Origin of the sequence: Glycocaulis alkaliphilus (genome assembly GCF_004000605.1) — a bacterium.
GTDB classification, from domain to species: domain Bacteria; phylum Pseudomonadota; class Alphaproteobacteria; order Caulobacterales; family Maricaulaceae; genus Glycocaulis; species Glycocaulis alkaliphilus.
In genome coordinates this window covers 73,492-98,735 of the sequence record NZ_CP018911.1, presented here as the reverse complement: position 1 = coordinate 98,735, position 25,244 = coordinate 73,492, and the positions used below count along the sequence as shown (strand labels likewise).

Annotated in this window: 23 protein-coding genes and 1 pseudogene; 11 read left to right on the top strand and 13 right to left on the bottom strand. The window is 63.0% G+C overall.

The genetic code is table 11. The features are described from left to right. From murJ to X907_RS00510, 5 genes are all read left to right on the top strand, one after another. Positions 1 to 1,602, top strand: a complete 1,602-nt coding sequence (murJ, locus tag X907_RS00530) for a murein biosynthesis integral membrane protein MurJ (protein WP_127565121.1) — start codon at positions 1 to 3, stop codon at positions 1,600 to 1,602. Positions 1,603 to 1,705: 103 nt separating this feature from the next. After that, positions 1,706 to 2,743: a tryptophan--tRNA ligase gene (gene trpS, locus X907_RS00525; RefSeq protein ID WP_127565120.1), complete on the top strand. Its 1,038-nt coding sequence runs from the start codon at positions 1,706 to 1,708 to the stop codon at positions 2,741 to 2,743. Between the two features lie 187 nt (positions 2,744 to 2,930). Continuing rightward, positions 2,931 to 3,605 (top strand): copper chaperone PCu(A)C, encoded by a 675-nt coding sequence (locus X907_RS00520; protein ID WP_127565119.1) that lies wholly within the window; start codon positions 2,931 to 2,933, stop codon positions 3,603 to 3,605. Positions 3,606 to 3,733: 128 nt separating this feature from the next. Then, the gene (dcm, locus tag X907_RS00515) at positions 3,734 to 4,966 is read left to right on the top strand and encodes a DNA (cytosine-5-)-methyltransferase (protein ID WP_127565118.1); all 1,233 of its coding nucleotides are present in this window, start codon (positions 3,734 to 3,736) and stop codon (positions 4,964 to 4,966) included. Then, a complete protein-coding gene (locus tag X907_RS00510; protein ID WP_127565117.1) occupies positions 4,959 to 5,414 on the top strand; it encodes a very short patch repair endonuclease in 456 nt (151 codons plus the stop codon). Before dcm ends, X907_RS00510 begins: the two co-directional genes overlap by 8 nt. On the opposite strand, the gene X907_RS00505 is transcribed toward X907_RS00510, so the two are convergent. Both X907_RS00505 and lepA read right to left on the bottom strand, forming a co-directional pair. After that, positions 5,380 to 6,309: an HNH endonuclease gene (locus X907_RS00505; RefSeq protein ID WP_127565116.1), complete on the bottom strand. Its 930-nt coding sequence runs from the start codon at positions 6,307 to 6,309 to the stop codon at positions 5,380 to 5,382. The genes X907_RS00510 and X907_RS00505 overlap by 35 nt on opposite strands. Before the next feature lie 7 nt (positions 6,310 to 6,316). Next, positions 6,317 to 8,124 (bottom strand): annotated as a pseudogene (lepA, locus tag X907_RS00500) (translation elongation factor 4). A gap of 148 nt (positions 8,125 to 8,272) precedes the next feature. Here lepA and X907_RS00495 point away from each other — a divergent pair. Together X907_RS00495 and X907_RS00490 are read left to right on the top strand one after the other, a co-directional pair. After that, positions 8,273 to 8,734 carry a BLUF domain-containing protein gene (locus X907_RS00495; RefSeq protein ID WP_170175403.1) on the top strand — a complete coding sequence of 154 codons (462 nt, stop codon included), beginning with the start codon at positions 8,273 to 8,275 and terminating at the stop codon, positions 8,732 to 8,734. A gap of 155 nt (positions 8,735 to 8,889) precedes the next feature. Next, positions 8,890 to 9,531: a DUF1134 domain-containing protein gene (locus tag X907_RS00490; RefSeq protein WP_233352438.1), complete on the top strand. Its 642-nt coding sequence runs from the start codon at positions 8,890 to 8,892 to the stop codon at positions 9,529 to 9,531. On the opposite strand, the gene X907_RS00485 is transcribed toward X907_RS00490, so the two are convergent. The 9 genes from X907_RS00485 to X907_RS00445 form a co-directional block, all read right to left on the bottom strand. Beyond that, positions 9,528 to 10,865 (bottom strand): MFS transporter, encoded by a 1,338-nt coding sequence (locus tag X907_RS00485; RefSeq protein ID WP_127565114.1) that lies wholly within the window; start codon positions 10,863 to 10,865, stop codon positions 9,528 to 9,530. The genes X907_RS00490 and X907_RS00485 overlap by 4 nt on opposite strands. Then, positions 10,866 to 13,259 (bottom strand): phenylalanine--tRNA ligase subunit beta, encoded by a 2,394-nt coding sequence (pheT, locus tag X907_RS00480; protein WP_127565113.1) that lies wholly within the window; start codon positions 13,257 to 13,259, stop codon positions 10,866 to 10,868. It abuts the gene before it with no gap. Positions 13,260 to 13,271: 12 nt separating this feature from the next. Beyond that, on the bottom strand, positions 13,272 to 14,354 hold the full coding sequence (gene pheS, locus X907_RS00475) for a phenylalanine--tRNA ligase subunit alpha (protein ID WP_127569203.1): 1,083 nt from the start codon (positions 14,352 to 14,354) through the stop codon (positions 13,272 to 13,274). A 159-nt stretch (positions 14,355 to 14,513) separates the two neighbouring features. Then, positions 14,514 to 14,873 carry a 50S ribosomal protein L20 gene (gene rplT, locus X907_RS00470; protein ID WP_127565112.1) on the bottom strand — a complete coding sequence of 120 codons (360 nt, stop codon included), beginning with the start codon at positions 14,871 to 14,873 and terminating at the stop codon, positions 14,514 to 14,516. A 44-nt stretch (positions 14,874 to 14,917) separates the two neighbouring features. Then, positions 14,918 to 15,121 carry a 50S ribosomal protein L35 gene (gene rpmI / locus X907_RS00465; RefSeq protein WP_127565111.1) on the bottom strand — a complete coding sequence of 68 codons (204 nt, stop codon included), beginning with the start codon at positions 15,119 to 15,121 and terminating at the stop codon, positions 14,918 to 14,920. A gap of 156 nt (positions 15,122 to 15,277) precedes the next feature. Continuing rightward, a complete protein-coding gene (locus X907_RS00460; protein ID WP_127565110.1) occupies positions 15,278 to 17,044 on the bottom strand; it encodes a hypothetical protein in 1,767 nt (588 codons plus the stop codon). A gap of 142 nt (positions 17,045 to 17,186) precedes the next feature. Next, positions 17,187 to 17,726, bottom strand: a complete 540-nt coding sequence (infC, locus tag X907_RS00455; RefSeq protein ID WP_127565109.1) for a translation initiation factor IF-3 — start codon at positions 17,724 to 17,726, stop codon at positions 17,187 to 17,189. A gap of 145 nt (positions 17,727 to 17,871) precedes the next feature. After that, the gene (locus tag X907_RS00450; protein ID WP_127565108.1) at positions 17,872 to 18,858 is read right to left on the bottom strand and encodes a glycosyltransferase family 9 protein; all 987 of its coding nucleotides are present in this window, start codon (positions 18,856 to 18,858) and stop codon (positions 17,872 to 17,874) included. Beyond that, positions 18,855 to 20,012, bottom strand: coding sequence for a glycosyltransferase family 4 protein (locus X907_RS00445; RefSeq protein ID WP_127565107.1), 1,158 nt, complete (start codon positions 20,010 to 20,012; stop codon positions 18,855 to 18,857). The genes X907_RS00450 and X907_RS00445 overlap by 4 nt, the downstream gene beginning before the upstream one ends. Before the next feature lie 113 nt (positions 20,013 to 20,125). Between X907_RS00445 and X907_RS00440 the strand changes: the two genes are divergently transcribed. Then, positions 20,126 to 20,881 carry an alpha/beta fold hydrolase gene (locus X907_RS00440; protein WP_127565106.1) on the top strand — a complete coding sequence of 252 codons (756 nt, stop codon included), beginning with the start codon at positions 20,126 to 20,128 and terminating at the stop codon, positions 20,879 to 20,881. 2 nt (positions 20,882 to 20,883) lie between these two features. On the opposite strand, the gene X907_RS00435 is transcribed toward X907_RS00440, so the two are convergent. Next, the gene (locus tag X907_RS00435) at positions 20,884 to 21,450 is read right to left on the bottom strand and encodes an NtrZ family periplasmic regulatory protein (RefSeq protein ID WP_127565105.1); all 567 of its coding nucleotides are present in this window, start codon (positions 21,448 to 21,450) and stop codon (positions 20,884 to 20,886) included. 95 nt (positions 21,451 to 21,545) lie between these two features. Continuing rightward, on the bottom strand, positions 21,546 to 22,784 hold the full coding sequence (locus X907_RS00430; RefSeq protein WP_127565104.1) for a hypothetical protein: 1,239 nt from the start codon (positions 22,782 to 22,784) through the stop codon (positions 21,546 to 21,548). Positions 22,785 to 23,100: 316 nt separating this feature from the next. Between X907_RS00430 and X907_RS00425 the strand changes: the two genes are divergently transcribed. The 3 genes from X907_RS00425 to holA are packed head-to-tail and all read left to right on the top strand — an operon-like array spanning position 23,101 to position 25,192. Continuing rightward, entirely contained in the window at positions 23,101 to 23,586 is a 486-nt protein-coding gene (locus X907_RS00425; protein ID WP_127565103.1) for a DUF3576 domain-containing protein, read from the top strand. 35 nt (positions 23,587 to 23,621) lie between these two features. After that, on the top strand, positions 23,622 to 24,164 hold the full coding sequence (locus X907_RS00420; RefSeq protein WP_127565102.1) for a hypothetical protein: 543 nt from the start codon (positions 23,622 to 23,624) through the stop codon (positions 24,162 to 24,164). A gap of 50 nt (positions 24,165 to 24,214) precedes the next feature. After that, a complete protein-coding gene (gene holA, locus X907_RS00415; RefSeq protein ID WP_127565101.1) occupies positions 24,215 to 25,192 on the top strand; it encodes a DNA polymerase III subunit delta in 978 nt (325 codons plus the stop codon). The last annotated feature ends 52 nt before the right edge of the window (positions 25,193 to 25,244 follow it).

The window sequence follows — 25,244 nt, the reverse complement described above, 5'->3', positions numbered from 1 at the left end:
ATGCGGCTGCTGCGTAATCTTGGGGTTATCAGCATCCTCACCCTGCTGAGCCGCATCGCCGGGCTGGCGCGCGAGATTCTCACCGCTGCGCGGCTGGGTGCGGGGCCGATTGCCGATACGTTCTTTCAGGCGATGACCATTCCCAACACCTTCCGCCGTGTGCTGGCCGAGGGTGCGTTCAACGCGGCATTCGTGCCGCTTTATGCGCGCGAGCTGGAAGACAAGGACCGGGCAGAGGCCGACCGTTTCGCCTCCGAGGCCCTGTCCTTCATGGCGACGTTCACCACCGCACTGGTCATCGCGTTCCAGATCTTTGCGCCCTGGCTCGCCTATATCTTCTTTCCCGGCCGGATTGGTGATCCCGATGGCATGACGCTGGCCGTCCTGCTGTTGCAGATCATGATGCCCTATCTGCTGGCCATGGTGGTGACGGCGCTGATTTCCGGCGGTCTGAACAGTAATGGCCGGTTTGCCGCAGCGGCCGGCGCGCCGGTCCTGCTCAATATCGCCATGATCGGCGTCCTCCTCTTTGATCTTGGCCCGCCCGAAGAGCTGGTCATCTGGCTGGCCCTGTCGGTGACGGCATCCGGCGTGATGCAGGTGGCGCTCCTGTGGACGGCTGCCGTGCGCGCAAAGCTGCACTTGCGCCTCCTGCCGCCAAAGCTGACACCGCGCGTGAAGCGCCTCATTGCGCTGGGCGTTCCCGGCGCACTGGCGGCCAGCGCGATGCAGGTAAACGTGGTTGTCACCTCGTCTATCGCCACGCTGGAAGAAGGCGCGCGGTCCTGGCTGAACTATGCCGAGCGGCTATACCAGCTGCCTCTGGGGATGATCGGGATCGCCATGGGCATCGCCCTGTTGCCAAACCTTACCCGCCGTGTGCGCTCCGGCGACGAGAAGGGCGGGCATTTTGCCATGAACCGCTCCATCGAGATCGCGCTGGCGCTCACCCTTCCAGCGTCCTTTGCCTTCATCGCTATTCCGGAGCTGATCACAGCGGGGCTCTACCAGCGCGGCCAGTTCACCACTCAGGACACCACCAATACCGCGATCGCGCTGGCAATCGCCGGGCTGGGCCTGCCCGCCTTTGTGCTGGTGAAGGTATTGGCGCCGGGCTTTTTCGCCCGCGAAGACACAAAAACCCCGATGCGTTTCGCGCTGGCAGCCGTAGCGGTGAATTTCGTGTTTGCGATGACGCTGTTCTTTGGCGGGCTGGGCTTTGTCGGGCTCGCCATTGCCTCCAGCCTCGCCGGATGGGTGAATGCGGGCCTGCTGGCCATAACCCTGCGGGCCAGAGGTCTTCTTCTGATTGATTCCCGGCTGGTGCGTACCGCGCCGCGCCTCCTGCTGGCCTCGCTCATCATGGCGGGCGCCGTATGGGTTCTGGCGCGCGCACTGCCGCCTGCTGTGGCAGGTATCGCGCCCATGCTTGACGCAAGCCTGCACACGCTGATCAGCCTTGTTGTGGTGGCAGGCGCGGGCGCAGGCCTCTTCGCCATTGCCTGCCTGGCCCTTGGCGCCGTCAGACCATCGGAATTTGCCGAGGCGCTAAAGCCACAGCGCTCCAGCAAATCCCTGCCTGCTGGCGATAGCGGCGATTAACGCCGCGCCTGCGCCTTGAGCCTTGCTGTCAGCGCCGCTAAACCGGCGCCTTCTGCAGGTTTCCCTGCGCTCCTTCGCCTCCTTACATCCGAGCACCTGATCCATGAGCGACACCCCCACCGATTACAAAGGCCCTGAGCGTATCCTGTCCGGCATGCAGCCGACCGGCGCGCTGCATCTTGGCAATTATCTGGGGGCGCTGAAGAACTGGGTGGCGCTGCAGGAGCGCGGTGTGCCGTGTTTCTACTGCGTGGTGGACATGCACGCCATGACCATGCCGCACGATCCGGCGGCCCTGCCCGATGCCGTGCGCAATGTGGCGGCGGCGTATCTCGCCGCAGGTGTTGATCCGTCGCGCAGCGCGGTCTTTGCCCAGTCGTCTGTGCGTGAACACGCAGAGCTGGCCTGGATCTTCAACTGCGTGGCGCGGCTTGGCTGGCTGGAGCGCATGACACAGTTCAAGGACAAGGCGGGCAAGGATGCCGAGCGCGCGAGCGTTGGCCTGTTCACCTATCCGGTCCTGCAGGCGGCTGACATCCTCGTCTACAAGGCAACCCATGTGCCGGTGGGTGAGGACCAGAAGCAGCATCTGGAGCTGTCGCGCGACATTGCCGCGCGCTTCAACCGCGATTTTGGCAAGGGCGAGGCGGTGTTTCCGCTGCCTGAACCCGTCATCATGCCTGATGGCGCGCGCATCATGTCGCTGAAAGACGGCACGGCAAAAATGTCGAAATCCGACGCAAGCGACAATTCACGCATCAATCTGGCTGACGATGCCGACACGATCGCCCGCAAGATCAAGAAGGCCAAGACCGATCCGGAAGCCCTGCCCGCCAGCACCAAGGAGCTGGAAGGCCGCCCGGAAGCGAAGAATTTGGTCGGTATCTATGCGGCGCTAACCGGCACATCGAGCCAGGCCGTGCTGGACGCGTTTGGCGGACAAGGCTTCGGCGTGTTCAAGCCACGCCTCGCCGAAGTGGCGGTGGAGTTCCTCAGCCCCATTTCAGACACCTATGCGCGCCTTCTGTCTGACCGCGCCGAGATCGACCGGATTCTCACCGCAGGGGCGGAGAAGGCACGCGCGGTGGCCGAGCCGGTGATCGCAGAAGCGCGTGATCTGGTGGGTTACTGGCGCGGCTGATCGCCGCGAGGCTTACGAAATTTTCCTGCAGGGCTTGCTTACCGGACCGGCACGGGCCACTTCTTGTCAGCCGGGGGGACGTGATCTGTTGCGGAGCATTCACATGCCCTCCCGCGCGGCAGTGCCCGTGCCGCGCCGCTAGCCGATAACCGCTCCGCACCCGGCCTTTTTCCTGAACGGAGCGCACATGACATCCCCCGCCCCCCTTGCCAATCTGTCCACGCCCCATCTCCTGACCGGCATCGTGTCGGCAAGCGCCCTCATCCTGGCGGCCTGCGGCGAGCCCGCCACACCGGCGAGCAACGAGGTTGCGCCTGAAGCCGCCCCCACCCTGCAGGAGGCCAGCCCGGACAGCGATGAGCTGGCCGCCGCGCCCGAAGCCGTTGCACCGGAGCTCCTCTCCGGCTGGGTGCGCACCCCGCCCGGCGGACGCGACGTGACCGCAGGCTATGTGACCTTGCGCGCAGGCGCAGAAGACGACCAGCTGGTCGGCGCCAGCTCGCCCATCGCATCGCGCGTGGAGCTCCACACGATGGAGGATGATGGCGAGGTGATGCGCATGCGTCAGGTGGAGGCCATTGACCTGCCGGCCGGCGAGACGGTCGCCCTTGCTCCGGGCGGCGATCATCTGATGATTTTCGGCGTCGATACCGCCTCTCTTGATGGTGAAGTTGAAGTTACGCTGGAATTTGCCAGCGGGGCCAGCAGCACGGTGCGCCTGCCCCTGAGCGCCGTCGCGCCGGAAGCAGACGCCGCGCCCGCTGATCCGCATGCCGGCATGGACCATGACGCTGCATCCGAAGACGCGCATCATGGCGGCGATTATCACGAACCCGCACCGGAAGACGACGCAGGCGAGTAGACACGCCAGCTGAACGCAGAACGCCGCCGGAGATCATCCGGCGGCGTTTTTTGTGTTGAGAACATAAAAAGAACATGCAACTGTGTTGGATATTGTCATCCTGACACAAATCAGCCTAGCGGTGTTGCATGAACCAGACCGAATTTTCTGCTTTGCGCCATTCCCTCGGCATGCCGGTTAACGAGATTGCGGCCTTGCTGGGCGTTTCGTCTGCTACAGCTTACCGGTACGAACGCGGCGAAAGCCTGCCAAGGCAAGGGGAGCTAACCCTCCTCAGGAGCATCGCATCTGCTGGAAAGGCGAAGCCGTCAAAGTCCTCTGACCGGTTCCGCTTCATTGACCTGTTTGCCGGCATTGGCGGCTTGCGCCTCGGTTTTGAGTCCATAGGCGGGCACTGCGTCTTCACCAGCGAGTGGGACCGGTTCGCCATGCAAACCTACAAGGCCAACTTTCGGGATGACCCGTTCACCCACCATTATGCGGGTGATATCCGGCCCTATAGTGCCGATCCGTCACTGATCCCGGCACATGACGTGTTGCTGGCCGGCTTCCCATGCCAACCCTTCTCCATTGCGGGCGTATCAAAGAAGAACGCGCTTGGCCGGGCGCACGGCTTCGATTGCGAGGAGCAGGGAAACCTGTTCTTCGATGTCCTGAATATTCTCAAGCATCATCGACCCGCCGCCTTCGTGCTGGAGAACGTCAAGAACCTCGAGCGTCACGACAAAGGCAGGACCTTTGCCATTATCAGGGACCGGCTTGAGAACGAGCTGGGCTATCATATCGACTGGCGCGTGATTTCGGCCCGGCCATGGGTACCGCAGAAACGCGAACGTATTTTCATCGTGGGTTTCAGGGAGAATGCGGGCTTCAGCTTTGCAGGCTTCGAGAAGCAGATTCCACCTGAAAGTGAGTGGCCCGTTCTGCGTGACATCCTCCAGTCCCACAACGAGATAGATGCCAAATACACCCTGACCGAGCATCTGTGGGGCTATTTGCAGGGATACAAGGAGAAGCACGCCAGCCAAGGGAACGGATTTGGCTTCGGCCTGTGTGGCCCGCAGGATGTCGCGCGAACCCTGTCCGCCCGCTACTACAAGGACGGTTCGGAAATCCTGATCGAGCAGCCCGTCGGGCGCCCTCGCAGGCTGACGCCGACCGAATGTGCCCGGCTTATGGGCTTTGAACGCGGGGAACGGGAATGGAAAATTCCTGTTTCGGACACGCAAGCCTATCGCCAGTTCGGAAATTCCGTTGTGGTGCCCGCCGTTGAAGCCGTTGCTCGTCACGTCGAACCGTTTCTGGAACGAGCGCTGGGCCTGAATATGGAGCAACCACCGCGTTCCGGCACTGATGGCTGATATCGTCTCTCGCGAAAAGCGTAGCCAGATGATGGCTGGAATCAAACGCAAGGATACCAGGCCCGAAATGCTGGTCAGGCGCGCACTGCACGCGCGCGGCTATCGTTTTCGGCTCCATCGCAAAGACCTGCCGGGGAAGCCCGATATCGTCCTGCCCAAGTACCGCGTTGCCATCTTCGTGCATGGCTGCTTCTGGCATGGCCACGACTGCCACCTGTTCAAATGGCCAAAGACACGCGAGGACTTCTGGCGGGACAAGATCGGGCGCAACCGGGAGCGGGACGCGGCGGCTATAGTCGCCCTTCAGTTGGACGGCTGGCGAACCTTTGTCTGCTGGGAATGCGCTCTGCGACAGCAAGGCAATCTTTCCAACCAGTTGGCTGTACTGGAGGACTTTGTTCAATCAAAACGGTCTAGCGGAGAAATCGGTTCTCGTTGTGCCAGCTAAGCGCCTCGTCGACGGGGTGCCATGTTTTCGATTTAGGCAGTAGCAGCGACGAATTGGCCAGCTTGGTCAATAGCTTGTTCCGCTCCTGATCAAGTTTTGAGGACACCAGGACCTTCCGTTCTCTCGAAACCGTCCAGAGACCGTTATCAAATGCCCAATGTAGGTCTTTCCTAAGACAAATGCCGTTCCCCAGCACATCTGCGCCGCCGGCCTCAACCGGAATGATGTGCGCAGCGTCACAACTGGATGCCCCGGAGGGTGAAAATATTGCTTCGCCTGTCACGGAGCAAAATCCGCCATAAGCCTTAATGACTGCGCCTCTGAACGCATACGATCTAACTGGTCGCCGGGCGGACGTATCGCGTTGTTCACGTTCCACGAACAGTGGCTGGGGGCGTTCGCTGGTCAATAGCTGGTTTTCAGCTTCATCGATCTCTTCGTTGGCGGTCGGGGCTTGATCGGGGTGCAAAACGCCAAATTTCCGGCCAGCAATAGCGTGAGCCAATTCTTCGGTCAGTTCCTCCGACCGGATGAGCGTGAGCTGGTAATAATATTCATCGTCCAGGCTACGCTTGAAGATCGCAACATCTCCGCCCTTGGCCTTGTTTCGCCAATCAGAGAACCCTCCGGTAAGTCTACGTTCTGGACTACGTTCGCCGCCCCAAGTCTGAAATTGATATCGGCTTTGCACGATAGCCAGACGTTGAGGGCCTACCCAGAGTTCGAGCGTAACATTCGCGTCAAGTGTGGGAGTTTCGGCAGAAGTCTCTCCCGTCAGGCGTGGAAAGTATTGTTCAAGTGCCTTGGGGACAACAAGACCTCCTTGGTGGCCACTTGCGGCACCAGTATCATTGTTGGCCAGAACCTTGAATACAGGTGCATCAAAGTCTGCCATACATCCCCTAATCCCCGTCCATCTTCAGCGCGGCAATAAACGCTTCCTGCGGGATTTCGACCCGGCCGAACTGGCGCATCTTCTTCTTGCCGGCTTTCTGCTTGTCGAGAAGCTTGCGCTTGCGGCTGGCGTCGCCGCCATAGCATTTCGCCGTCACGTCCTTGCGCAGGGCTGAGAGGGTTTCACGCGCGACCACGCGGCCTCCGATGGCCGCCTGGATCGGGATTTTGAACATGTGCCGGGGGATCAGCTCTTTGAGCTTCTCGCACATGCCCCGGCCACGCATTTCGGCGCGGGCGCGGTGGACGATCATGGAGAGCGCGTCCACCGGCTCCTCATTGACGAGGATCGACATCTTTACCAGATCGCCTTCGCGGTGCTCGATGAACTGGTAATCGAAGCTGGCATAGCCCTTGGTGACGCTTTTGAGCCGGTCGTAGAAATCAAACACCACCTCGTTGAGCGGCAGCTCATAGACCAGCATGGCCCGGCTGCCCGCATAGGTGAGCTCGCGCTGGATGCCGCGACGGTCCTCACACAGCTTCAGGACGCCGCCCAGATACTCGTCGGGCACCAGAATGGTGGCCTTGATCCACGGCTCTGAAATCGTGTCTATACGCACCGGATCGGGCATATCGGCGGGATTATGCAGATCGATCACCGAGCCGTCCGTCATCGCGATCTTGTAGATCACGGACGGGGCCGTGGTGATGAGGTCTACATCGTATTCGCGCTCCAGCCGCTCGCGGATGACCTCAAGGTGAAGGAGCCCCAGGAAGCCGCAGCGGAAGCCGAAGCCGAGCGCGGCACTGGTCTCCATCTCGAAGCTGAACGAGGCATCGTTAAGCGCGAGGCGTTCCACCGCGTCGCGCAGATCCTCGAAGTCGTTGGCATCGACGGGAAAAAGTCCGCAGAACACGACCGGGATGGCGGGTTTGAAGCCCGGCAGCATGCTCGCGGTGGGACGCTTTTCCTCGGTAACCGTGTCACCGACGCGCGCATCGCGCACCTGCTTGATCGAGGCGTTGAGAAAACCGATCTCGCCCGGACCCAGCGAATCCACATTCACCTTGGTGGGCCGGAACACGCCCACCCCGTCCACGTTATAGTTCGCGCCCGTACCCATCAGGCGTACGCGCATACCTTTTTTCAGCGTGCCCTCATGGATGCGCACCAGGCAGATAACGCCCAGATAGGCGTCATACCAGCTGTCCACGAGGAGCGCTTTGAGCGGCGCATCGGGATCACCCGCCGCGGGCGCGGGCAGGCGGTGGACGATAGCTTCGAGCACGTCTTCAATGCCAAGGCCGGTCTTGGCGGAGATTTCCAGCGCATCATGCGCTTCGATGCCGATCACATCCTCGATCTGGGCGCGCACCCGGTCGGGCTCGGCAGCCGGCAGATCGATCTTGTTGAGCACCGGCACAATATCGAGATCAACCTCGATCGCGGCATAGACATTGGCCAGCGTCTGGGCTTCCACGCCTTGCGCCGCATCCACGACCAGCAACGCGCCCTCGCACGCGGAGAGCGAGCGCGACACCTCGTAGGCGAAGTCCACATGGCCCGGCGTATCGATGAGGTTGAGGACGTATTTCTCGCCATTGCGGGCGGTATAGTCCAGGCGCACGGTCTGCGCCTTGATGGTGATGCCGCGCTCCTTCTCGATATCCATATTATCGAGGACCTGTTCGGTCATCTCACGCGCAGTAAGGCCCCCGTCATCTGGATCAGACGGTCTGCAAGCGTGGATTTTCCGTGGTCGATATGGGCCACGATGGAGAAATTGCGGATATTGGCGGGATTGGTGCTCATGAGCGGGGAAGTAGCACCGCAAGGGCCTTGCGCCAAGCGCATTGCGCGGCACAGCGCGCGGGACTTTAAATCGTCACGATTTGCAGGTTATGTGTCGCAGGGATCGGGTGTGACAGGGGGGCGAGAGTCCGCCCGACTAAGGATATTTATGAGTATTTCACGCTTGGTGTATGTCAGCACGGCCCATCCGGACCTGATGCTGTCGGATATTGATGCCATTGTGGACACCGCACGTGCCCGCAACGAGGCAGAGGGCGTCACCGGCCTGTTGATCTATAACGGCTTCAATTTCATGCAATTGCTGGAAGGTCCGCCCGAGAGCGTGGAACAGGTATTTGCCTCCATCTGCAAGGACACCCGCCATACCGGCGTTGTGCCTGTCCTGTCCGGAGAGGCTGATGCACGGGTGTTTGGCGGCTGGACGATGGCCTATGCGCGCACGGCTTCAGGGCATGGTGAAGGCCCGCTCGCCCTGACAACGGATGCGCTCAAAGCCTATCTGCCAGAAGACCTGTCGCCCGAGCTGCATATGCTGTTTGTCAGCTTCAATACCATGTCCAATTTCGAGATAACGCCGCCCGCAGGCGACGACATCCAGCCCGCGCAATAGCGGAACGAACGGCAAGGCCTGCGCATTCTCCCTTCAGGCCTGCCAGTGCCTCGCGTCCTTAATTGCGCCTTAACCAAGGCGCAGCATGGATGAGTGAGGGGCTGACAGGTGGCGGGCCCGCTTCTGGTCCTGCCTGTCTTTCGGAGATTGCCAAGATGCGCCTTTCCAGTCTTTCCAGCCGTCCTGCACGGCTTGCCGCCATCGCGGCTGCTTTCGGCGTTGTAATGGGCGCCTGTGCCACGGCGCCGGCAGGTAATGCCCAGGCCGAGCGGCCCGCGGGCGAGCAGGGATCCCAGCCGCAAACCGAGCGCGAAACCTATAACAGCACCGAGATCGTCGAGGCGGTATCGGATTTCTTCGGCGTTACCGCCGAAGCGGCCGGTGTTCTGGTGGAGCGGATCTTCTCCGATCTGGGCGAGCCGGTCGGCTATATCATCGGCGAAGAGGCGAGCGGCGCGGTCGGTGTCGGCCTGCGCTATGGCCAGGGCGACATGGTGTTGCGCGGCGAAACGGGCACCCAACGCGTCTACTGGCAGGGGCCGTCGGTGGGCTTTGATGCTGGCGGCAATGCCAGCCGGGTCTTCACCCTGATCTATAATCTCGACCAGCCCGACCGCATCTATCAGCGCTTCCCGGGCGTTGAAGGCACGGCCTATTTCGTGGCCGGAATGGGCGTGAACTATCAGCGCGCCGATTACATCACGCTGGCCCCGATCCGTTCAGGTGTGGGTTTCCGCGCAGGTGCCAATGTCGGCTATCTGGCCTATTCGCGCCGCCGCAATATCCTGCCCTTCTAGACGCCGGAGACCGGCTTCAACCTCGCGGCCATGCCTGCAGCCACAAGGCTGCAGGCGCCCAGGAAGGCAAGGGCATATGCGGCGCCAAAGCTGAAAGCGGCACCCGATATGGCGCCCATTACGAGCAGCAGCGCGCCGATGACGGTGTTGGAAACAGCGGTATAGCTGGCACGCGTTTCTTCCGTGGCAAGGTCCACCAGATAGGTGGACCGGCCAAGGCGCACGCCCTCATGGGCAAGCGAAAGCACAAAGACTATGCCCACATAGAAAATGGCCGAGTCCGCCCATGGCGCCCCCATGAGAAGGCTGGCCAGCACCGCCAGGGCGGCCAGAGCTGCAAGCGCGCCGGCTGCGGCCATGACGAGCCTGCTGGAGACGTCTGCCGCCTTGCCCCACACCCACCCGCCAACAGCGCTTGCCAGCGCGCCAGCGAGCAGGAAACCGCCAAGGCCGGACAGGTCTGCGCCGGTCTGCCCTTGCGAAATGGCGACATAGAAGGGTGTGGCGAGCGCGGTGGAGATCAATAGCGCGCGTACGATCAGGAAGCTGCGCAAGTCCGGCTCGCGCCAGACCAGTGCCAACTGCTGGCTTACCGCTTCAAACGCGTTCACGCCGCCATCGGTGGAGCCGGGCGCTTCGGCCAGCAGCAGGTAGAGCGCGGCAGCGAGCAGCCAGAGGCCGGATGCGGTAACGAGCAAGCCGGCAAAGAAGAGGGCGCCCGGCTCGCCGCCATTGGCCTCCATCACCATCAGCCACACGCCAAGCGCGCTGGCAGCAATGCCGCCAAGGCTGGCGCCATAACCGGCGACCGCGCCGCGGCGGGCTTTTGAAACCGTCTTGCCCAGAACATCCTTGTAAGCAACCGAGGACACGCCCCGGCTGATGGCAAAGAGGGCGAGCGTTGCCAGCACACCAAGGCCCAGCGGCCAGCCCTGCAGGGTGAGGGCGCACAGCGCCATCAGGACGAGTGCCAGAGCCTGTCCGGCAGAGCCCAGCGACCAGAAGAATTTGCGGCGCGGACGCTGGCGGATGATGCGCGCAATGAAAAGCTGGGGCAGGAGCGCCAAGGCCTCACGCACCGGCGACAGCAGGCCGACGATCAGCGCAGGCGCCCCAAGCGCACTCACCATCCAGGCGAGCACGATCTTGGGATCCATCAGACGGTCGCCGGTCTTGGTCAGCGACAGGACCAGCGCCGACAGCACAACATTGCGCGGCTGATGGGCGCAGGCCTCATCGGGGATGTCGGCGCACATCCGGCCCTCATCCTCATCGTGGAGGAGGGCGTAGACGGGCTTTGCAAGCCTGTCGGCGATGGCTTCTGCCTTGTCCAATCAGCCTCTCAGCTTTGCGCCCTGCTTCTCGGCCGCGGCGATGATGCGCTTTGACACGGCATCAATATCCGCATCGGTCAGGGTCTTGTCTGTGGGCTGGAGGGTCACCTCCACCGCCAGCGAGACATGACCCTCCGGCACGCCCTTGCCCGCATAGCGGTCAAAGAGCGCCACGTCCGAGACAAGCTGCTTGTCAGCCCCGGCGAGCGCCCGCAGGAGATCGCCTGCTGGCACGCTGTCCGGCGTGAGGAACGCAAAGTCCCGCCGCACGGCCATCAGATCAGAGACCTGCAAGGCAGGGCGCGATTTGAGCCCCTTGGCTTTCGAGGCCGGGATGGCATCAAGGAAGACTTCAGCGGCCAGCACCCGCCCCTCCACGCCGAGGGTTTTGAGGACGCCGGGATGGATCTCGCCGAACTCCGCGAGGATATTTTTCGGGCCCAGACGTAAGACGCCCGACCGGCCGGGATGCCACCAGGAGCGCGCCTCGGGTGCTGCCTGCAGATTGGCAACCGGCGCGCCTGCCGCTTCAAGAATGGCAAGCGCATCGGCCTTGGCATCAAACACGTCCGGCTGGGCAGCGCCCTTCCAGTCACGGCCCGCACTGGCGGCGCGCACCACTGAAACGACCGTTCGTTGTCCGATGGGGCTGTCATCCAGATAGATCGGCCCCGCTTCAAAGAAGCGCGGATCGGCCAGGCCCTTGTCGAGGCTTTTCTGCAAGGATAGCAGGAGATGGACCAGCGCGCTCGGACGCATCACGTCGAGCTCTGACGAGATCGGGTTGGCAAGCTTCAGCCCTGCCCCGTGTCCGCCAAAGAGCGCGGCCTGATCCTCGCGGCAGAAAGACCAGGTAACGGCCTCCTGATAGCCTCTGTTGGCCGCAGCCCGGCGCGCGGCCCGCACCCGGTTCTGCATCGGCGTTGCGGGCGCTTCAAACCGCCCGGCAGGGCGCTTCAGGCTGGTGGCAGGCAGGCGGTCATAGCCCTCGATGCGCGCCACTTCCTCGATCAGGTCTGCGCCTTGCGTGCAGTCGCGCCGCCAGCTCGGTACGGTGACGGTCCAGACAGGCGCCGAACGGTCCACGCCGAAGCCCAGAGCGGTCAATATATTGGCGATACGGTCATACGAAATATCGAGTCCGGTCAGGCGCGACACCCGCACCGGATCGAACTGAATCGGTGCTGGCTCAGCCGGTGCTTCGCCCGCGACATAGACCTCCGACGCTTCACCGCCGCACAGATCGAGGATCAGGCGGGTGGCAAGCTCCAGACCCGGAAGGACGGAAGCTGTATCCACGCCGCGCTCGAAGCGATAGCGCGCATCGGAGACAATGCCCGTCTCACGGCCGGTCGTTCGTATGATGGATGGCTCAAACCAGGCGCTTTCGATAAAGACATCAACGGTAGTGCCCGTGCAGCCTGAATACTCGCCGCCCATAATGCCGCCAAGGCCGAGGCACCTTGTGTCATCAGCGATCACGCAATGATGTGCCTGCGGGTCATACTCGCGCCCGTCCAGCGCCTCGAAGCGGTCCTTCTCGCCATGGCCCATGCGCGCACGAATGGTCGTTCCAATTTTGGAGAGATCATAGACGTGCAGCGGGCGGGCGCGCTCATGCGAGATCAGATTGGTGATATCGACCAGCGTATTGATGGGCCGCAGACCAATACTTTTAAGGCGCTTTTGCAGCCATTCCGGCGACGGGCCATTCTTCACGCCCCGCACGACCCGGCCCGCAAAGACAGGGCAGGCCTCCGGCCAGCTGGTCTCGATGGTCACCGGGCAGGGGAAGGAACCCTTCACCGGCGCGATGGCCTCGTCCTTGAATGTGCCGACACCGGCCGCGGCAAGATCACGGGCAATGCCATGTACGCCCAGCCAGTCAGGCCGGTTCGGGGTCACTTCAAAATCGATGACGGGATCATTGAAGCCCAGAGCCTCGGCAGCCGGGGTGCCAACGGCCCAGTCGCCCGTCAGGTCGGCAATGCCGTCATGGTCTTCGCCCGCTTCCAGCTCCTTGGTGGAGCACAGCATGCCATGGCTTTCCACGCCGCGGATCTTGCGCGGCTTGGCATCCAGCGCGAAGTCGAGGCCCGGAATATACGCGCCCAGCGGCGCATAGATGGCCGTCATCCCGGCGCGCGCATTGGGCGCGCCGCAGACGATCTGCTTGACGCCATCGACCGTTTCCACCGTGCAGACGCGCAGCTTGTCCGCATCGGGGTGCGGCTGGGCATCTTTCACATGGGCGACCGTGAACGCGGCCAGCCTGTCGGCCGGATTGTCGATATGCTCTATCTCGAGCCCCGCCATCGTCATCGCATCGGCGATTTCGGACAGGGATTTGCTCGTCTCAAGATGTTCCTTGAGCCAGGAGAGGGTGAATTTCATCGGTCTTGTCTCCTAGCTCAGTCCGGTCGCAAGGTTCGCCTGCAATAGCGGCGAGAAGCCATAATGGGAAAGCCAGCGCGGGTCTGGCTCAAAGAAGGGGCGCAGATCGCTCATCCCGTATTTCAGCATGGCAAGCCGGTCGACGCCCATGCCGAAGGCGAAGCCCTGATAAACGTCCGGGTCCAGCCCGCAGGCCTTGATGACGTTGGGATGGACCATGCCGCAGCCCAGAATCTCCAGCCATTTATCGCCGGAGCCGACCTTTACCGCATCGCCCACGCGCTCATAGCGCACATCCATCTCCGCGCTCGGCTCGGTGAAGGGGAAGTGGTGAGGGCGGAAGCGCACCTCCACCTCATCGGTCTCGAAAAAGGCCGCGATGAAGTCGATAAGGCACCCTTTGAGGTGGCCCATATGGGTATCCTTGTCGATCACAAGGCCCTCGACCTGATGGAACATGGGCGTATGCGTCTGGTCCCAGTCACAGCGATAGACCCGGCCCGGCGCGATGATGCGCACCGGCGGCTCTGAATTCATCAGCGTGCGGATCTGCACCGGCGAGGTGTGGGTGCGCAGGAGCTTCGCCGTACCGTCCTCACCCTTCTCCATGAAGAAGGTGTCGTGCGTATCGCGCGCAGGGTGATCGGCGGGGAAGTTCAGCGCGGTGAAGTTATGAAAATCATCCTCCACGTCCGGGCCTTCAGCCACGGCAAAGCCCATATCGGCGAAGATCACGGCGAGCTCTTCCATCACCTGGCTCACCGGGTGCAGCGAGCCCTTGGGCGCACGCGCGGCAGGCAGGGTGATGTCGACGCGCTCTGAAGCCAAAGCCGCGTTCAGCGCATCAGCTTCCAATGCGGATTTCTTCGCCTCGATGGCGCTGGTCAGGCGGTCTTTCAGCCCGTTGAGCGCCGGGCCGAAGACCTTGCGCTCCTCCGGGCTCATCGCGCCCAGATCGCGCATTTTCAGGCTGACCTCGCCCTTCTTGCCGAGCGCGGCGACCCGCACTTCCTCCAGCGCAGGCACATCGCCTGCCGCCTCGATCGCGGCCATGTAGCGCGCCTCGAGCGCCCCCAGATCATCGTTCGTCGTCATCGCCATATTCCGTCTCGTGTCAGAAGCGCCGGTTAGAGCCGTTTTCGCCGTCAGGTTCAAACTCTGGTGTGAGGCGAACAGCAAAAAGCCCGCCTGCGGAGCTCGCAGGCGGGCTTTTGTGATCCGTAAAGGGGCTGGTTGCCAGCCCGGACCTGCCACTTACGCCTTGAGAGCCGAACGCGCCTGGTCAGCCAGGGCGGTAAAGGCTTCGGGCTCACGAATGGCGATATCGGAGAGAACCTTGCGGTCGAGCTCGATACCGGCCTTCTTGAGCCCGTTCATAAACGTGGCATAGGTGAGGTCGTTCAGACGGGCAGCAGCGTTGATGCGCTGGATCCAGAGCGAACGGAAATTACGCTTCTTGACGCGGCGGTCGCGGTAAGCGTACTGGCCGGCCTTCTCCACTGCCTGATTGGCGGCGCGGAACGTGTTCTTGCGGCGGCCATAATAGCCTTTGGCGGCCTTGATCACCTTGCGGTGACGGGCGTGGGTAGCGGGTCCTGAGGAAACGCGAGCCATGATATCAGTCCTTCAAACGTTGGATATACGTACCGGCCAGCGCGTTAGCGGCTGTAGGGCAGGTAGTGTTGCTTCACGATCTTCGCGTCAGGCGCCGCCAGAGTGTCGGTGCCGCGCTTCTGGCGGATCTGCTTGGGCGTCCGCTTGATCATGCCGTGACGTTTGCCGGACTGGGCAGCCAGCACTTTGCCGGTCCCGGTCACCTTGAAGCGCTTCTTGGCGCCGCTCTTGGTCTTCATCTTCGACATTTCGGTCTCCTGATATGGGTGCCGGGCACTAAAGGCGCGGCGAGCCGTTAAACGGCCAGCAGGCATGTCGTGGGCCTGACTGACCGGGCGAAAGAGCGCGTGGTTATACGCAAGAAGGCGCGAAACGCAAGCGTCTCGCGCCTTCCGGCTACATAATCAGCGCGGCAATTCACCTGTGGTGATGTGCAGGCGGGCCGGGGCCAGCTCAGACCCGTACGTGCCCGCATAGATGCGGTACAGGCCGGGCGCGCCGTTCAGGCTGAGACCGGCGTTCAGGCCGACCGAGCCGTCATCATCACAGCGCCAGCTGCCGTCAGGCAGTTGTACGGCGATCGTGGTGTCGCGCTCGGCATCAAGATAGACGGCAAACGCCGTAGCCTCATCCGGCGCCCAGTTGATGACAAGGCTCGGCTCGCGGCTGACATGGCCGACGCAGAAATCCGACGAGGAGAAGCCGGCCTGGTAAGCCCGCAACGGGCCACCTGCCTCAAGCTCCTGCTCGTAAGGCACAGAGCTGCCCGCCGGGTCCAGCGTGAAGGCACCAAAACGCGGCTCCAGTGACGGATCAGCGCGCAGGGAAATCGCCTCCGGGCCAAAACCCGTCTGCGAGATGAAGAGGCGCGAAGGCGCCGGCTCGGTACCAAACGATCCGACATAGATGTCGTAGACGCCGGCCGGGGCATTATCGATCACCAGGCCCGCATTGAGGTTGCCAGCGCTGTCATCATCGCACCACCAGCCGCCGTCAGGCGCATTGACCAGAAGCAGGGTGTCGGTATCGCTGTCCGTGGAGATATAAAGCGGGCCTTCCTGGCCATTCCATGTCAGGCGGAAAGACGGCGCGCGGGTCACCTGGCCATAGCAAAAGCCCTCAACCGTGGTGTGGCCGGCCAGCGCCAGCGTTGAATCGACCGGGCCGCCAGCCTGCACATCGGCAGAGAACGGGTTGGGCGAGAATCCGCTGCTCAGGCGGGTCTGGCCGTGGAGCGGACGGGCCGAAACATCCACGGCGTTGTCGACACCGGCATAACCAATCTCCGACACGTGCAAGGTAGCCGTCTGCTCGCCGATATCGCTGAATGTGCCAGCCCAGATGAGATAGTCGCCCGATTGCGGCTCAGCGAATGTCACGCCCGGATCGAGATTGCCTGCGCTGTCATCGTCGCAATGCCAGCTGCCATCAGGGGCCAGCACGGCGATGGTGCCGTCCCATTCGCTTTCGGTGGAGATATAGAGCTGGTAGCGGCCGGCGCGGTAGGTCAGGCGAGCGCTGGGCGCGTCAGAGCCATAACCGACACAGCGTATGCCAAGCGGGCCAAGGCGCACATCGCCGCCTTGCGCAACTTCGATACTGGCCGGATCGTCGCGGAAACCGGCCCGCAGGGAAAGTGTGGTTCCGGCCGGGGCTTCTGCATTTACCGTGCGGACAAACGGGTTGGCGGTAGAATAGGCCAGTTCGGAAACGTGCAAGGCGGTTTCAGGATAGCCCGCACCAGCGGAAAAGGTGCCGACCCAGATCTCGTATGCCCCGCTGGCAGGGCCTTCGACCGTGATACCCGGACCGAGATTGCCTGCGCTGTCATCATCGCACAACACGGTGCCGTCAGGCGTGCGCACAGCCATGGTTGTATCGGTCTCTGACGCCGCCGAGAGCATCAGGTCAAACACATCGCCTGCATCCTCATAGGTCAGAACGAAGGTGGGGTCTTCGGTGACGAAGCCAACACAGCCCGAACCGCCGAGGCGCGACGCGCGCATGGCACCGCCTGCCCGTACGGCAAAGGTGCGCGGATCATCGGGAAAGCCGGCCGAGAGCGCCGCCGCACCATGGCGGCCTTCGCTGGCCCCTTGCGGTGTCTGGGCCCAGGCTGCCGGAATAGCGGCCAGCGCCGCCAGGGCGCCCAATGATACAAGATGTTTCATGAAATATCTCCGATGTCTGAATACCGTCGGCGCCCGCCTCGCGCCGGACACTAGGCGCAAACCAGCTGTACTGCCTAGACGCAAAAAGCCGGCATCGCGCCTGCGGCACCGGCTTTCACTATTTGTCAGGTTCATGGCCCGGCTAGCGCGGCGCCATTACCATGATCATCTGACGGCCTTCGAGTTTGGGTTCGAACTCGACTTTCGCGATGTCGCCGAAATCGGCCTTCACGCGGTCAAAAATGACCATGCCGCGATCCTGGTGGGCCATCTCCCGGCCCCGGAAACGCAAGGTGATCTTGACCTTGTCGCCATCCTCGAAGAAGCGCCGCATCGATTTGGTTTTCACCTCATAATCGTGCGTGTCGATATTGGGACGCATCTTTATCTCTTTGATGTCCTGCGTCTTCTGCTTCTTGCGGGCTTCCGCCTTCTTCTTCTGCTCAGCGTATTTCAGCTTGCCGAAATCGGCCAGCTTGCAGACAGGCGGGTTGGCGGTCGGTGACACTTCGATAAGGTCGAGTCCGGCCTCGGCCGCAGCATCGAGCGCGGCTTCGATCGGCATCTCACCTTGCTTCTCGCCATTCTCGTCAATCAGGAGCACCCGCGGAACGCGGATTTCTCCATTGATGCGCGGCCCATCCTTCTTGACGGGCGGCGCGGCGTGGGGGCGTCGGGCTATGCGTCTTCTCCTGTTACAGCGCCGGACCGGGGAGCCAAATCATGCTCCCGCTCCCGGCAGTCAAAACTCTTCAATGGCGTCAACGCGCGGCGCAGCGTTTCCGATGCATGCGCATATCGTGAGATGGCTGGTAAAATCAAGACATTCAGGCCGCTTCGGGGCTACGGGCAAAGCCGCCCGCAACGCGCATGGACTGCACGGCTTCGGCAACCGAAATTTGCGCAAGTGTCGGAGCGTGCATGAGAATTACGCTTTCCGGACCCCGCGGAGAGGCCATGTGGGGTGCCTCCGCGCCGGGATGGAACATCACAGCAGACGAACCGGCGGCCACGAGAAGATGCAAAAGATCCACATCTTCGCCAAAGGAAAAGCTGGCCTTGCGGCCCAGACCGGCAAGCTGCACCAGATTGGCGCGGCCTGTAAGATCGCGCGCGCCCGGTGTGACGTGCGCGATATAGCGGCCAATCTCGCGCGCAGACGGGCCGCCCACGATGACCGGCTCGACGCCCTGTTCCTTCAGCGCGTGCGCCAGGGACGCCCAGCGCTCCTTAGGCCAGCGGAAGGCGGGCTGGAATTCATCGCCGGCAGGCGCAAAGAGAGCGTAACGATCCTGCAGGCCGAAATAGGCTGGCTCGAGCGTGCGCGAGCGCTTGGCGACGAAATCAACCCAGTCCAGCATGGGGGGCGGTGCCTCGCCCAGACGATGTCCTGTGCGGCCTATGCCTGCGCGGCCAAGCTGGTCAGCGATCTGCTCTGACGGGTGGTCAGGCGATTTCGGATCTGGCGCGCTATCAATCCACTGGCCGCGCGACAGGCGCATCGCGCCTTTCAGCTTGCGGGCGGCGTCCGACGCGCACAGATCATAGACAAAATCGAACTTCGAGGCGCGGGCGAGCTTTACGCGCTCGATAAAGCCTTTCTTAGCCGTTTCGCGAAGCGTGGTCTCGACAGCGTTGAAATAGGGGCAATACTTCACCAGGCCCTCATACTCGGGCGTGGTGAGAAACGTGATGCGCGCCTTGCGGTGATGCTCACGGATCAGGCGCGCAGCCGCCATCATGCGCACGGTGGCGCGCAGATCGCCTTCATGGACGACCAGTACCTGTTCCTTGGGCGGCTCGTGCTCAATCATGGGCGATAGTCTAGAAGTTCCCGATATACCCGCAAGGTGGAACCCTGCAGCGCCTCACGCGAATAATGGGCGATAACACGTTGGCGCGCCAAATGCCCGCGCATTTTTTTCTCGGCCGTATCAAGTTCGAGCACCATTTTCATCCGCGCGGCCAGATCGGCGGCACTGCCGGGCGCAAAAAGCCAGCCGGTTGCGCTGTCGGAAAGGATTTCCAGCGCACCGCCATGGGCAGCTGCAATCACGGGCCGCTCCATCGCCATCGCCTCTGCCAGCGTGCGCCCGAAGGCTTCCGGGTCAGTTGAGGGGGTGATGATAATGTCCGCCGCCATATAGGCGGTCGCCATGTCGAAGAGATGACCGGGCAGAACAAGCGCGACGCCCGATTGTGCCGCATGCGCGCGTAATTGCTCCACATAATTGCCCCGCCCCTGCGCATCACCCGCACACACCAGTACAGGCGGCGGACCGGGCAGGTGGCTGGCGAGCAGGGCGGCTGCATCCACGGCCAGCATCTGGCCTTTCCACCCAGTCAGGCGTCCGGGCAGGAGAATGACCGGCGCCTGGCGCCCCTCCAGCCAGGCGGCGCGCAGACCCTCGACCTGCAGCGGATCTGTCCGGGCCGGGTCGAGCCTTGAAAAATCCACCCCGCGTGGAATGACGTGAAGATGTGACAGGTCTTTTCGTTTGCGGGCCAGCACCGCGCCGTGCTCTGCGCGCACATGGTCTGCAATGAAGTGCGAATTGGCGATCACGGCATCACCGCGCGCCATCACCGAATTATAAAATCGTTTCAGGCCCGAACGGGCATTATAGGTGCCGTGATAGGTGGTCACAAACGCGATGCCGGTCCGGCGGGCTGCTTCCAGACCGCTCCAGGCGGGCACACGCGAACGCGCATGGATGATGTCCACCCTGCGCTCGCGGACCAGATCGGCCAGGCGGCGCGAATTGGCCACGATGGTCAGCGGGTTCTTGCTCTTCATGTCGAGGCGGATCAGCTCTCCGCCTGCTGCCGCCAGCTCGTCCTCCAGCCGCCCCCCAAGGCTCGCCACCAGCGCTTCACCGCCAGAGGCGGCAATCGCCTGCGCCACGTCGATCGTGGTGCGCTCGGCGCCGCCAGCATCCAGTTCCGGTATCAGCTGGAGAATTTTCATGGGCAGGGCGTTTTCCCGGTGAATGTGCGGCAGGGCGGTTGAACCATACAGCGTGGCTCATAAAGATGGGGGCGGTAAGGCGCAAACGCCAGCTCACACGCAAAGGCTCCCTGATGCCAGAATTTCTTCACCGCGCTGACGGATCCCGGCTCGCCTATGCACGCCGCAAAGGCAAGGGGCCGGGCATTGTCTGGCTGGGCGGGCTGCGCTCTGACATGGAAGGGACGAAGGCCCTTGCCCTGGACGCCTGGGCGCAGCGCGAAGGGCGCGCCTTCGTACGCTTCGACTATTTTGCCCATGGCCAGTCAGAGGGTGACTGGCGCGCGGCGCGCGTCGGGCTGTGGCGCGAGGACGCGCTTCAGGTGATAGATGCGTTGACCGAAGGGCCGCAGATACTGGTCGGCTCCTCCATGGGCGCGTGGACCGCCCTGCTGGCGGCACTGGCCCGGCCGGAGCGGGTGGCGGGACTGGTGCTGATCGCGCCGGCACCGGACTTTACCGAAAAGCTGATGTGGGATGGATTTCCTGAGGCGGTCCGCACCGCGATCCTGACCCAGGGCGAATGGGCGCAGCCATCGGAGTATGGCGATCCACTCATCATCACGCGCGGCCTGATCGAAGAGGCGCGCCAATGGCTGCTGATGGACGGGCAGATCGGCTTTGAGGGCCCTGTACGCATATTGCAGGGCATGGCCGATATTGACGTGCCCTGGCAGCACGCCATGGCGCTTGCCGGAAAGCTGACATCAGGCGACGTCTCGGTGCATGTCAGCAAAAGCGGTGATCACCGCCTGTCCACGCCTGCCGATCTGGAAAAGCTGGTCGGCAGCGTCGAAGCGCTGTGCCGGGCCGTTGAAAGCATTGGCTAAAACTAGAAGCGGAAAGCCGATTCAAAGCGCAGCTGCGGCGTGCGGCGGTCAGCCTCTTCGCCAAACACGTCTTCTTCAGGCGAAGTGAAGCGGAATTCACCGCCAATGCGTACCCGGTCTGTCAGGGAGTAGAACGCGCCTGCGCTCACATCCTGCAGCTCAAAGGCCTGACCGCGCATGCGCTGGGAAATGCCCAGAGAGATGCCCCAGCGCTCACCGGCAGAAAAGCGGAATTGTTCAGCCTGTTCACCCCAGACCGACGCCATCGTACCCGCCGGCGCCATGGTGAAGCGTTGCTGCCAGGCCGTGGCAGACCCGGTGGGACGGTCCGGCACCGACAGAAGGGCAGCCTCGCGGCGGGCCTCTTCCTGATGGGCGGCGCGCGCCTGCTCTGCCTCGGCCTGTTCAGCAAGGTCCTGCAGGCGCTCAAGCGAGGTGAGATCGGAGAAGGCCGTGCCGCGCAGATTAAACCCGTCGCGGGCGCCTGAATCCTGTGCGAACGCCGACGGCGCGATGGCAAGGGCCATCACGACCGGCAAGGCCGACAGGGCTGACAGGCGCAAGCGCATGACTTTCTCCAGTACTCTAGATTCCGATATAAGCCAGCAACGCGTCAAACCCAACAGGGTTGCCCGGAATCAAATGCGAATTCGCGCAAAGCGTGTCAAAAGCGCAACCCTGCTTCGACAAAGAGGCGCGCACCCTCACGCACACGGGTTATTCGCGCCGCGCCGGACGTTTCCGCCTGCCCGGACCGGGTATGGGCAATGCCCAGGCCGAGGACCAGACCGGAATCGTAATAGCGCGAGGCGCCAGCGAGCAGGGTCTGACTGTAGGCGTGAACGAGGCCAGAGCGCGCCTGCGCCATTTCCAGACTGAACAGCCAGTCACCGCGTTCATAGGCAAGGCTTGCGGCGTGCGCGCTGTAGCGCGCGCCGGACACGCCATCATTGCTCACAAGGGTGCTCACGCCTGCGCTCCACGGCCCTTCCGTACGTATCAGGCGGGCCGACACGGCCCACGGATCATCGAAAAACGCGCTGTCAGGCCCGGCTGAGCGCCCTTGCGACAGACCGATACCGGCCGTCCAGCGCACACCCGTTGCGGCAAAGCGGTGATCGAAAGACAGGCCAAGCTCGGCAATATCGCGGACACTCGCCGCTGCCAGAACGCCCGGCTGGCTTTCCGGGCGGCAAAAGCTTGCGCCGCACACATCACCGTCGGGAGTAAAGGAGGCCGCAGCCCGAAAGCCCGCCAGCCGCACACTTCGCACCAGCAGCTTGGGTGCATGGCCCGACAACGTGTTCGCGGTGGAGGCCAGATTGCGGCCCGAGGGATCAACCCGGCCTGCATCCGCGCGCATGAGCCAGAAAGCGCCCGGCAGAGCCTCGCTTTCGAGGGCGGCAGCACCGGGGCCGTAACCGGCGCGAACTTCCACCAGTCCGCCACGCCAGTACATGAATGCGGTTTCCAATGCGATCGCCGGGTTATCACCCTCTACGCCGGCAGCGGCCGCAAAGCCGGTGAACGCGCCGGCAGGCGCCAGCCCGCCCGCATCGAAACAGTCGGCCAGGCCGGGGGGGCAATCCCCGACGGCCTGCGCCAGCCCCGCCCGCCCGGAATCGCGGCGCACGACCAGACCGGCGGCAAATCCGATCCGGTTCATATTCTCCTGAATACGCTCGGCGGTGTAATCGAGGCGGATTTCGCCAAAGGGTCCTGAGCGCGCGGCATCACTGGCGCCCGGAGCGAGCGCGATGTCCGCACTCAACTCTATATCGCTGTCAAACCAAGGCGTGCGCTCCTGTGCGAGCGCCGGTGAGGCGAACAGTCCGAGGGCTGAAAAAGGCGCGGCCGCGAGAAATGTGAAGGCCCGAACATGAGCGCCAAGCGCTGGTATCATGGCTCTTCTCTCGCGGCCTCGCCGTGGCGCCCCCGCTTTCCCCCGGACGCGCTGTGGCAAGATGCGGGAGGGTTGGCGCGGCGGTCAAGCTGCGCGGGCTGTGTGAAGCGGGCTTGCCCGGCGAACTGTCACAAGAGTGCAACGGTATTGCCCGGCACACGGAACGCATGGCGGGCTGGATGATCGCTCTGGCCACGCAGTGAACGCATGCTATAGAAGCAGGAGACGGGTTGCGCTTGTCTCCGCTCTGGTCTTTTGTGGCGGCTGACGGGATGCGCCCGAACAAGCATTGTCTATTTCCCTGGAGGTTTGCCCCATGCTCTCACGGCCGCTTGTAACGGTTCTGAGTGTTGTCGCCGTAGCCAGCATGGTGGCCGGCTGCGCATCTCGGTCGAGCACTGAACGCGAAAATCGCGGATTTTTCGGCGGTTTGCTCGGCAGCGGTCCGCGCGCTACCGCGCCGGACGCAGGCATTGGCGTGAACGCCTTTCTGTGGCGCGCCTCCCTGGACACGCTGTCTTTCATGCCGCTTGAGCAGATCGACCCGTTTGGCGGTGTCATCATCACCGACTGGTACGCCAACCCGGAAGCGCCCGAAGAGCGTTTCAAGGCGACCGTTTACGTGCTCGACAGCCGCCTTCGCGCCGACGCGCTGAGCGTCCAGCTCTTCCGTCAGGCCCGCAACCCGTCCACAGGCGACTGGACGGACGTTGTCGTTGACCAGGGCACGCGCATCCAGGTGGAGAATGCGATCCTGACCCGGGCGCGCCAGATGCGGATTTCCCAACTTCCCGGCTCCTGACCCCGCCAGCGGGGGTGCGCAAGGACGGACAGGCGATGCGTAAACTTCCGGTTTCAGCTCTAATCGCTGGCTTCTGCCTGTTATTGTCCGCTTGCGGCTTCCAGCCACTTTACGGTGGCCGGGCTGCGGAAGTGCTCGACAATGTCACTGTGAGCGTGTCCGGCGACGAGCGCTTGTCCTATCTGACCGAGACGGCGCTTCTTGAACGGGTTGGTGTCTCACGAGGAGAAGCCGGAACGCTCTCGATCCGGCTTAGAACCGCGCAGCAGCCGCTGGGCCGGTCCACGGACGGGCAGGCAACCCGCGTCGCGCTGAGTATCCGTGCAAATTACCAGCTTTCCGGCGCCACCCCTGTCAGAGGCAGGGTGACCGAGCGGGTCGTCTTTGAAACGCCGCGGGAACCCTACGCGCTCATAGCCGCAAGGACCAATGCCGAGCGGCGCGCGGCCGACGCCGTTGCAGATGCGATTGTCCGCGACATCCTTGCCACGCTTCGCCAGAGGGGGTCTGCCCGCACGCGCCCCGAGGCCGTGCCGGACTTTAGCGATGAGCCCGAGGAGGGCGATGAGCCGTGGTGAAGCCGTCTGGCGGATCTGTTGACCGGCTTTTGAAATCTCCGCCACTTGACATGCGTGTCTTTCTGATCTTCGGGCCGGATTCCGGGCTGGTAAGGGAGCGCGCGCAAGCACTGGCCCTCGCCATAACAGGCGATGTGGATGATCCGTTCAACGTTACACGCCTGAGCGATGAGGACATCAAGGCCGACGCCGCTGCGCTCGCGGATGCGATGGCGGCCATGTCGCTGATGGGCGGTGAACGTCTCGTCCGGGTCCGCCTGTCTGCCGACAACGCATCGGTCGCCCGCTGGATCAGCGATTTCGAGGCCGGGGACATGGCAGCCGAAGGCCGGCTGATCGTCGAAGCGGGAAATCTGACCAAGGCATCAAAGCTGCGCAAGGCCGCCGAAGACGGCAAGAAGTCCGCCGCGATTGCCTGTTATGAAGACAATGCCCGCGATCTCGTTGCGCTGGCCGAGGAGAGCTTTCGTGCCGCCGGGCTGTCTCTTTCCAGCGATGCACGCCAGACACTCGCCGGCATTCTGGAAGGTAATCGGGAGCTCGCCCGCTCGGAGATAGAAAAACTGTTACTTTACAAGGGCTTTGATGGCGGAGACATAACGCTGGAGGATCTGGCGGCCATCTCCACAGAGAGCGCGGACGCGGCGCTCGACAAGATTGTCGATGCAGCGCTGTGCGGAGAGCTCGGCGAAGCTGACCTGCAATATCAGCGGGCACTGGAATCAGGCACCAGCCCTGTCGCCATTGTGCGTGCCCTGCAGCGCAAGATCGACCAGATAGAGCGTTACCACCAGCTGGGCGGCGACCAGGCGGCTCTGGCGCGGTCCGGCGCGCCGCGCTTTGGCCCGCCTGCGCAGCGCTTTCAGGCGGCCGCGCGCGCGTGGAGCCGGCAACGCATTGCGCGCGCGCGCGATATTGCGTTTGAGACCGAGCGGGCTATCAAGCGATCAGGCTCTCCGGCCGAGGCGCTGGCGGGTGAAACCCTGCTGAGGCTCGCCCGCGCCGCCTCTCCGGCAAGAAGCCGCTAGAGCCTTTTCAGCGAAAGTGGGAGCCGGTTTCGCGGTTCGAAAAGGCGACAAA

What these genes read in the sequence shown, in the direction of transcription:
- X907_RS00490 (WP_233352438.1), top strand. Translation starts at nt 8,890, where the DNA reads ATGCGCCTTTCCAGTCTTTCCAGCCGTCCTGCACGGCTTGCCGCCATC.
- trpS (WP_127565120.1), top strand. Translation starts at nt 1,706, where the DNA reads ATGAGCGACACCCCCACCGATTACAAAGGCCCTGAGCGTATCCTGTCC.
- pheS (WP_127569203.1), bottom strand. Translation starts at nt 14,354, where the DNA reads ATGACGACGAACGATGATCTGGGGGCGCTCGAGGCGCGCTACATGGCC.
- X907_RS00440 (WP_127565106.1), top strand. Translation starts at nt 20,126, where the DNA reads ATGCCAGAATTTCTTCACCGCGCTGACGGATCCCGGCTCGCCTATGCA.
- rpmI (WP_127565111.1), bottom strand. Translation starts at nt 15,121, where the DNA reads ATGTCGAAGATGAAGACCAAGAGCGGCGCCAAGAAGCGCTTCAAGGTG.
- X907_RS00505 (WP_127565116.1), bottom strand. Translation starts at nt 6,309, where the DNA reads ATGGCAGACTTTGATGCACCTGTATTCAAGGTTCTGGCCAACAATGAT.
- holA (WP_127565101.1), top strand. Translation starts at nt 24,215, where the DNA reads ATGCGTGTCTTTCTGATCTTCGGGCCGGATTCCGGGCTGGTAAGGGAG.
- X907_RS00450 (WP_127565108.1), bottom strand. Translation starts at nt 18,858, where the DNA reads ATGATTGAGCACGAGCCGCCCAAGGAACAGGTACTGGTCGTCCATGAA.
- X907_RS00435 (WP_127565105.1), bottom strand. Translation starts at nt 21,450, where the DNA reads ATGCGCTTGCGCCTGTCAGCCCTGTCGGCCTTGCCGGTCGTGATGGCC.
- X907_RS00460 (WP_127565110.1), bottom strand. Translation starts at nt 17,044, where the DNA reads ATGAAACATCTTGTATCATTGGGCGCCCTGGCGGCGCTGGCCGCTATT.
- dcm (WP_127565118.1), top strand. Translation starts at nt 3,734, where the DNA reads ATGAACCAGACCGAATTTTCTGCTTTGCGCCATTCCCTCGGCATGCCG.
- X907_RS00495 (WP_170175403.1), top strand. Translation starts at nt 8,273, where the DNA reads ATGAGTATTTCACGCTTGGTGTATGTCAGCACGGCCCATCCGGACCTG.
- X907_RS00425 (WP_127565103.1), top strand. Translation starts at nt 23,101, where the DNA reads ATGCTCTCACGGCCGCTTGTAACGGTTCTGAGTGTTGTCGCCGTAGCC.
- murJ (WP_127565121.1), top strand. Translation starts at nt 1, where the DNA reads ATGCGGCTGCTGCGTAATCTTGGGGTTATCAGCATCCTCACCCTGCTG.
- pheT (WP_127565113.1), bottom strand. Translation starts at nt 13,259, where the DNA reads ATGAAATTCACCCTCTCCTGGCTCAAGGAACATCTTGAGACGAGCAAA.
- X907_RS00430 (WP_127565104.1), bottom strand. Translation starts at nt 22,784, where the DNA reads ATGATACCAGCGCTTGGCGCTCATGTTCGGGCCTTCACATTTCTCGCG.
- X907_RS00445 (WP_127565107.1), bottom strand. Translation starts at nt 20,012, where the DNA reads ATGAAAATTCTCCAGCTGATACCGGAACTGGATGCTGGCGGCGCCGAG.
- X907_RS00420 (WP_127565102.1), top strand. Translation starts at nt 23,622, where the DNA reads ATGCGTAAACTTCCGGTTTCAGCTCTAATCGCTGGCTTCTGCCTGTTA.
- X907_RS00510 (WP_127565117.1), top strand. Translation starts at nt 4,959, where the DNA reads ATGGCTGATATCGTCTCTCGCGAAAAGCGTAGCCAGATGATGGCTGGA.
- rplT (WP_127565112.1), bottom strand. Translation starts at nt 14,873, where the DNA reads ATGGCTCGCGTTTCCTCAGGACCCGCTACCCACGCCCGTCACCGCAAG.
- X907_RS00520 (WP_127565119.1), top strand. Translation starts at nt 2,931, where the DNA reads ATGACATCCCCCGCCCCCCTTGCCAATCTGTCCACGCCCCATCTCCTG.